The sequence below is a fragment of the Deinococcus sp. genome (assembly GCF_018260555.1).
Taxonomy (GTDB): domain Bacteria; phylum Deinococcota; class Deinococci; order Deinococcales; family Deinococcaceae; genus Deinococcus.
Genome location: NZ_JAGLBB010000096.1, coordinates 1 through 7,274, shown reverse-complemented (window position 1 = coordinate 7,274; position 7,274 = coordinate 1). Strand labels below are relative to the sequence as shown.

Here is a 7,274-nt window from a genome sequence, read left to right as displayed (position 1 = left end):
GTTTGGGCAGGCATCGTCAGCGATACCCAGACTCTACACTTTGCGCCGCACCCCACCCCCCTGCTGAGCAGTTACGGCCAGACAACATCCAGGTGAGCAAGGAGATCTACCGCCTGCTCGCTCAGCACTTCATCCTTCTCACCCACACAGGAGCATGAGCGCATGTGGACTGCATCCTTCAGAAATTACCTCGCGCTGATCACCACAACCGGCATCAGCGCCGTCATGGCGGAGACGGCACACTCCTGGCCATGCTGGGGTACGGTCTGACCTTCGGATTCGCGCAGTCCATCATCGAATCGTTCGTCTACGCCCATCTCCACGCCACCGTCGAGGAAAGCGTTCAGGGCCGGCTGTTCGCGGCGGTCACGGGCCTGGACAGCCTCAGCACGTCCATCGGTTACCTCATCCTGGGCGGTGTCAGCAGCGTCGTATCCGCCTCCATCATCTTCGTGGCAGGCGCTGTGATCATGCTCGTTGTGTTGCTGTACTGGGCCGTCGGGCAGCCTATTGATCACGACAAGGAACGGCTTGGGCTGCACGCAGAGGGTGAGAAACGGTCGCGTGGACCGGAGTTGCAGTGAAGCGCAGCATCTTGGTGGCGAAATCATGTTGTGAAATGGCAGCGTAGAGCAATGGCGTTTCGTGATGTTCTGCAACCGGTCGCCAAGAAAGGTTTCCTGCAGTCCTGGGGCAAAAACCCGTGACCCTGCACGAGGGCTGAGCAACACATGGCCTATGAGGCCCGCGCTCCGTCGGGAGGCCCGTAAACCCTCCTCCGTTGCCTCCCGTCTCTGTTGGGGCATCGCGGATGGTCAGTTGTGCTTGTGGATGGACAGCCCACCCGCTACGTTGACTTCATGTTGCGTCTGTCGCTGGTGGGAATGGGTCTGCTGCTGTCTGGCTGCGGTGGGGTAGGGAGTCCAGGGAATCTGCATGACGCCGTGACCGGTCAGCCCATCAACATTCCCAGCCTGACGACCGCCTGGGAGTTGCCCGGCGTCATTCAGGACCCACTCGCTCCCGCCTTCTTCCACAACAACAGACTCTTCACCGTCGGCTACAACGAGACCAACCTCAACGCCATTGACGTGGCCGCCCGGAAGGTCACCTGGAGTTACGGCGACATTCCCAACGTGCCGGTCGGGTCCGGCGCGAGCGTCATCAGCGCCGGACAGCGCCTGATCGAGTACAACGAGGGTGACCGTATCCGCGTGTGGGGGCCGGACATGACCCTCCAGCACACCCTGACCCTGCCCGCCGCGTACCACAAGAAAGGCATCCGCTGGGGACTCGAAGGCATGCGGCAGGTCGGTGACCTCGCCGTGCTGCTGGTCAAGGAGGGCGTCGTCGCGTACCGCATCCCGGACCTGCTGGCCGGGCGGCTCGACCCGGTGTGGGATCACCAGTGCCCGCAGGGCGAGACCACCAATCAGCATCTGGCGATTGGGGTAGCGGTCAGTGCGGAGCATGACCTCGTGGTGTACGGGATCTCCGATTACGATGACGGCCCGAAACGCCTGAGCCGGACCACTCTGCACGCGGTCACGGCGAGCACGGGTACGCGGCAGTGGGCGAAGGAGATGGACCGGATGGACGGCGCGCTGCTGCTGTGGACGGCAATGGACATTGAGAAGGACACCATCGTGGCGCTGGAAACGGCGAGCGCGGAACTGAGCGCCCTGAACCTCGACGGGACGGAACGCTGGAAGGTGCCACGCGCCCTGTGCCCGAATGGCGGGACGACGCTGATGGTGGACGTGAGCGCCGAGGACGGTCAGGTGTACCCGACGCCGAACGGGGACGCCTGCCAGAACGCCTATGACCTTCAGACCGGGGCGCTGAAGTGGACGTTCTACCCGCCGAAGGAGAATGCGTTCTCGTTCGGCGGTCGGCCGCTCATCGTGCGGGGAGTGGCGTACCTGAGTAACGGGTATCTGTTCGCGGTGGACACGCGGGACGGGAAGGTGCTGGCGCGGAGTCCGAGGAGTAATCCACGGGCGACGCTGCGGAGTAGCACGCCGCTGCTGGAACCGGGAACGGGGAACATCGTGCAACTGGGTGAGGATGCCCTTGCTCACCGACCGGTACGCTGAGGAGAAGGAAGTACTGGTAGGGACCTCAAGATATATTGCGCCATATATGGCAATCAGGGGGATTCAGAGGCCCCCTGATTCGACCGTCGTTCATCAGCACGGATGAAAGGGCGTCCCTGCAATCTCATTCGGATCTCCCCCTACCCGAGCTTAGGCAGGGGCGTGAGCGTGATGGGAGTGGTGCGATGAATACTCATATACTCCTGAATAAAAGGAGAGGGGAGCAGCAGAATCGTCGCATCCTCCCAAATCTCAGTCCAAGCAATCGGCTTCTGTCGTTTCAATGCGTCCCAGGCGACGTTTTACAGCCTCCCTCACCAGAAGATCAACAAGGCATCCCTGAACGAGATTGAGGACCTACGTACCCCGGATTTCAGAAATACCGTTTCACACTAATATTACTTAGTGTGAAATTTATCTCCCCTGGACGGTCGGTTCACTGCTGAGCAGGCACCCATCCACCGGCCTGGAAACGCCTCAACTGAGCTGGACTCCCTTCCGTCCCTGTCAGATCAGCAGTCCGCTCCACGTCCGAATTGCGAGTCCACGGGTCCGGCCCCATCGTGTGCGGTGTCTCGGCTATCAGTACCCCCATTAGGGGTTTTCCCGAACGAGTGGCATGAGCACTTCACCGGGTGCCGGTCCTCTCTCACCACATTGCCTCCAGATCTTCCATTCGCTGTTCGCGATTCGCGAACAGCGAATATACTGAGGCCATGCTCAAACCCCAGGATCTTCTGATTCTCCTCAAGCTCCTTCAGTCGGGGTACACCTCGCACGCGCAACTTTCAGGAAGCCTGGGCATGAGCTCGTCCGAAGTGCACGCCGGACTCAAACGACTCAAGCAGTCCCGACTCGTCAAGAGCGACGTCTCCCCCATCCGGTCAGCCGTCCGCGAGGTTCTCCGGTACGGTGTCCCCTATTTCCTCCCCGCCGTGCGGGGCGAACTCACCCGCGGCATGCCGACCGCCTACGCCGCGCCACCACTGAACGCCCATATCGCTCAGGGCAGCGACCCGCCCCCCATCTGGCCTGATCCCGAAGGCCCCGTCCGTGGTCAAGCCCTGGCTCCCCTCTACCGCTCGGTGCCCTTCGCCGCCCGTCAGGACCCAGCCCTCTACGAATGGCTCGCGCTGGTCGATGCCCTGCGGAGCGGAAGCACCCGCGAACGCCAGTTGGCCGGCAAGCTTCTGGACGAGCGCCTGCAGATCCCGGTCGTGTCATGAGCAGCGCAGCGAACATCGAACGGCTCACCGAGACCGTGCGCCGCCTCGGTCCACTCGCGCAGCAGATGGTCTTCGTCGGCGGCAGTACCACCGCCCTCTTCATCACCGACGCCGCAGCCGCTGACGTGCGCGAAACCCTGGATATCGACGCCATCGTCAAGATCACCCGGGCCGGGTACAGCCGGTTGACCGAGTCACTGAACGGGCAGGGCTTCTTCGAGGACACGACTGAAGGCGCACCGATCTGCCGGTTCCGCAACGGCGATCTGATCCTCGATGTGATGCCAACCGACGAGCAAGTGCTGGGCTTCAGTAACCCCTGGTACCTCCCCGCGATGGAGCACGCCGAAACCCTGAACCTGGCGGACGGTCTCCAGGTGCGAACCATCACGGCCCCCTATTTCCTCGCGACCAAACTGGTGGCCTTCGAGGGCCGCGGTGAGGGTGAGTACGGCTTCAGCCATGACATCAGTGACGTCGTCTCTGTCCTCGATGGGCGGCCTGAACTGGTCGACGAGGTCAGGCAGAGTGACCGTGAGCTCAAGGCGTTTCTGGCTCAGGTGGCCCGCGAACTGCTGGCGACACCGGCGTTTACGGACACCATCTCCTATCACCTGCTGCCCGACCCGGCGAGTCAAGCTCGGGAAGGGTTGATCCTGAAGCGTCTGGAACTTCTTGCAGCGGCCGATCAGCAGGATTCCTGAAAGCTCCTGGGACGCTTCGGGCAACCGCACACCGATGAGGTTGCTGAGCCGTAAACGCCTTGAGCCCTGATCATCCTGGACTATTGGGATGAACAAGAGTTGCTCTACATTCAAGTCAGCCATGGCCTGCTGGGGTTCCTCGTCACATCCAGGACCAGCCGTACCGGGATCCGGTGTCCAGAATGGCGTGGGACGGCTTCGGACCAGCGATCCATCAGACAGGAAAGCGAACTTGATTTCGCTCATGACAGAAACTCAGATGGAAATCACTCTTTCATGCCTACTTTCATGATGTAATGAAATATGAAAATTAAGAATGATTGTTGTCTTTCCGTCCGTCGGGACGGCATGATGGCAGGCATGTCAGCCAGAATGTCTCCTGTTGTGATCAGCGCCGTCATGAAGAAGGGCGGTGCCGGGAAAACTTCGACTATCGTGCCCCTGGCCAGTTTCGCTGCGCAGTCCGGGGCGCGCGTGGCGCTGATCGACATGGACAGCACGCCGAGTGCCCATCAGTGGTTCACGGCGGCTGAACTGGGCAGCGAGACGTTCGCCTGCGACCGCATCACGGCGGATGAGCTCGATCCGCTGCTGCGGGATATCCGGGAGAGCAGCGCTTTTGATTTTGTGTTCATCGACACGCCCCCTGGGGATAAGCACAGTATCGTGCAGGCCATGAGTGAGAGTGACCTGGTGCTGATGCCCCTGCACATCGGTTCAGGAGACGTACCTCAGCTGGTCGAGACGTACCACCTGATGCGCCTGCCGCTGCGGGCCAATCCGAAGTTGCAGCACCTAATCGTCGTGAACCACGCGGGAACGATGCCAGCGGTGACGCGCGACACGATCAGTGCCATCCAGACTGAACTGCCGGATGCACAGATCGCGGCGGCCACCATTCCGTACAGCAAGCAGTACGCCCTGGCGAAAGGCAATCGCCCGGACCGCGTGAAGTGGTGGCATTACGACAAGTTGTGGAAGGAGATTCAGACCCTGCTGCCGCAGGAGGTGCCCGCGTGAGCAGCATCCGCAAGATGATGGGGCAAGCCGAACCGCAACCGGAAACCCCTCCGTTGCGCACGGCGCCCCAGACACCAGAGCTGAAAGAACGGTCCACCCCGCCCATGACTGAAGCGCCGCGCCGGTTGAACCTGCCGCCAGTCGCGCCGCCAGAAGAACGCAAACCGCTGAGTACCCGCGTGAAACCCAGCTTGAAAAAGGCCCTGGAGGACTACACCAAAGAGATCCGGGACGCGGGGTTCAACGTCACGCAGGAGATGGTACTGGACGTGCTTCTGCGTGAGTTGCGGGACAGTGAGGGGTTACGCGAGAAGGTCGCTGCGGTTCTCGTTGCTGAGCAGAAGTGACCGGTCTGACAGACTCGAAAATGAGCTTCTGGATTCGCACTTACCAGACAGCTGAGGAGGGCTGGTCGGGTCACCACAGTTTCTACTCCTGAAACCTCTAAAATCAGTCTATGACTCAGATCCAGTACTACAATCTGAAGATTCAGGCGCAAGGTCGCGTGGCAGTCCCGACTGCCGTCCGTGCCGACCTCAATGTTCAGGAAGGTGACGAGGTCCTGCTCGTGAAAGACGCCCACGGGTACCACCTCACTACCCGTCAGGCCCTGATCGAGGCCGCGACTGGCAGCCTCGCCCGCGCCGACGGGCGTGACCTCACGCAGGAACTCCTCGACGACCGTGCACAGGACGCCGCCGGAAAAGACTGGTGACCCCACTGCTGCTGGACGCCAGCGCCATCATCGCCCTGCACCGGCAGGAACCGGGGTACGAGGTCGTCCGCGCGGCCCTGACCGGCCGCGCCTGCCACGTCAGCAGCGTCACCCTGACCGAACTGGAAGGCAAACTCGTGGGCAAGGGTGACTACACCCACGGGCAGGTACAGGTGGCCTGGGGCCACCTGGCCCCCCTCATCCCTGAACTCCCCTTCGACGCGGACTGCCGGGCACGGGCCACCTTCTACTACGCCCGCAAACAGCCGTACAACCTCAGTCTCGGAGACGCCGCCTGCCTGGGCACCGCCGAGACCCACGGACTCTCCGTGCTGACCGCCGAGCAGGCCTGGGCCAAGCTGCCGGACCTGCCGTTCGCGGTGGAGCTCATCCGGTGACCCTGACTCTCGCCCAGGACAGACACCTCACTTCATCTGTCCTCTTAGGAACGTTGCTGGGCGGACGATGTGACTGGCATTGGCCGCGAAAGGCACGCCCGCATGACGCGGGGGCAGGGTCGTGGCTAAAATGGGCCGTTCAGCGAAAGCAGCTACGCCTGAGGGCCGTGTCACAGATGGCCAGCCGTCTAAACCGTGGCATCTCCGGCAGTCCGATACGGATTCCGTTTGTTTCGCTGACAATCCGGAACGTCTGTGATGAGCGGTCGGCCATAAGGTCAAGCCGCCGGGTCAGCGCATCAGGCCGGTCAGGACCGCGACGCGATGGTCTTGTTGCGTTCCAGACGTGATTAAAGCTAGGTTGTCCGGTCCTGAGGGGCACGCACGGCGGCGGACGACCTACTGGTCAGTGCATTTGAGCCCCTACGGGAGGCCTGTTTTGCCATGATGGAGGCGGAGGAAGCCGCCATGCGCCACGCCTGGGAGTACGTCATCAAAGCCGCACAGAATTTGCACGCGCAGGGTCACCCCCACTTGACGCGCGCGCAACTGCTTCAGGAAGCCCTCCGCCTGGGCTGGCGTCACGAAGCCGTGACGCTCGGCACCCACATCTCCGACCACATGCGCTCGGACCGCGAGTCGGCGGCGCACCCCTACCTCGACCGCGTGGCCCGCAACACCTACCAGCTGAACGAGGCGGGGCGGCGCGCCGTCCAGGGGTTGTGATGCCGGACGCAGCTCCCCGCCCCACTGTGCGGTTGGTGACGGATGGCGCCTGCTCCGGGAACCCGGGCCCCGGCGGGTGGGCCTGCATCCTGTCGATGGGCGAGCACGTCACGGAACTCAGTGGGGGAGAAGCGCAGACCACCAACAACCGCATGGAACTCACCGCCCTGCTTGAAGGCCTGCAGGCTCTGAGAAAGCCCTGCGCCGTGCACGTGGTCAGTGATTCCCGCTACGTCATTGACGCCTTTGAAAAAGATTGGCTGAGCAGCTGGCAGGGTAGTTGGCTGGAACTATGCCTGACACCACTGAAATGGGAGCGTCCGGGGCCTATCCCCGGACGTGTCAAAAGAGCTCCCACTCGAGAGTTTCGTCTGTCAGAACCCCGCCTG

General features: G+C 62.2%; 10 protein-coding genes. All 10 read left to right on the top strand.

The window, feature by feature from the left end; all coding sequences use genetic code 11:
- Window positions 1-251 precede the first annotated feature (251 nt).
- Window positions 252-584, top strand: coding sequence for a hypothetical protein (locus QZ271_RS13335; protein WP_291432277.1), 333 nt, complete (start codon window positions 252-254; stop codon window positions 582-584).
- A gap of 276 nt (window positions 585-860) precedes the next feature.
- Complete coding sequence (locus QZ271_RS13330) at window positions 861-2,096, top strand: PQQ-binding-like beta-propeller repeat protein (protein ID WP_291432275.1); 1,236 nt, start codon at window positions 861-863, stop codon at window positions 2,094-2,096.
- 716 nt (window positions 2,097-2,812) lie between these two features.
- Window positions 2,813-3,322 (top strand): hypothetical protein, encoded by a 510-nt coding sequence (locus QZ271_RS13325; RefSeq protein ID WP_291432273.1) that lies wholly within the window; start codon window positions 2,813-2,815, stop codon window positions 3,320-3,322.
- Window positions 3,319-4,026, top strand: a complete 708-nt coding sequence (locus tag QZ271_RS13320) for a hypothetical protein (protein WP_291432271.1) — start codon at window positions 3,319-3,321, stop codon at window positions 4,024-4,026. The genes QZ271_RS13325 and QZ271_RS13320 overlap by 4 nt, the downstream gene beginning before the upstream one ends.
- 360 nt (window positions 4,027-4,386) lie before the next feature.
- Complete coding sequence (locus tag QZ271_RS13315; RefSeq protein WP_291432269.1) at window positions 4,387-5,046, top strand: ParA family protein; 660 nt, start codon at window positions 4,387-4,389, stop codon at window positions 5,044-5,046.
- Between the two features lie 104 nt (window positions 5,047-5,150).
- Window positions 5,151-5,393, top strand: a complete 243-nt coding sequence (locus QZ271_RS13310; protein WP_291432267.1) for a hypothetical protein — start codon at window positions 5,151-5,153, stop codon at window positions 5,391-5,393.
- 110 nt (window positions 5,394-5,503) lie between these two features.
- Entirely contained in the window at window positions 5,504-5,761 is a 258-nt protein-coding gene (locus tag QZ271_RS13305; RefSeq protein WP_291432265.1) for an AbrB/MazE/SpoVT family DNA-binding domain-containing protein, read from the top strand.
- Complete coding sequence (locus QZ271_RS13300; RefSeq protein ID WP_291432263.1) at window positions 5,758-6,159, top strand: PIN domain-containing protein; 402 nt, start codon at window positions 5,758-5,760, stop codon at window positions 6,157-6,159. Before QZ271_RS13305 ends, QZ271_RS13300 begins: the two co-directional genes overlap by 4 nt.
- 444 nt (window positions 6,160-6,603) lie before the next feature.
- The gene (locus QZ271_RS13295) at window positions 6,604-6,885 is read left to right on the top strand and encodes a hypothetical protein (RefSeq protein ID WP_291432261.1); all 282 of its coding nucleotides are present in this window, start codon (window positions 6,604-6,606) and stop codon (window positions 6,883-6,885) included.
- The coding region (locus QZ271_RS13290; protein WP_291432259.1) for a ribonuclease H at window positions 6,885-7,274 on the top strand (390 nt) is incomplete at its 3' end. The genes QZ271_RS13295 and QZ271_RS13290, both read left to right, overlap by 1 nt.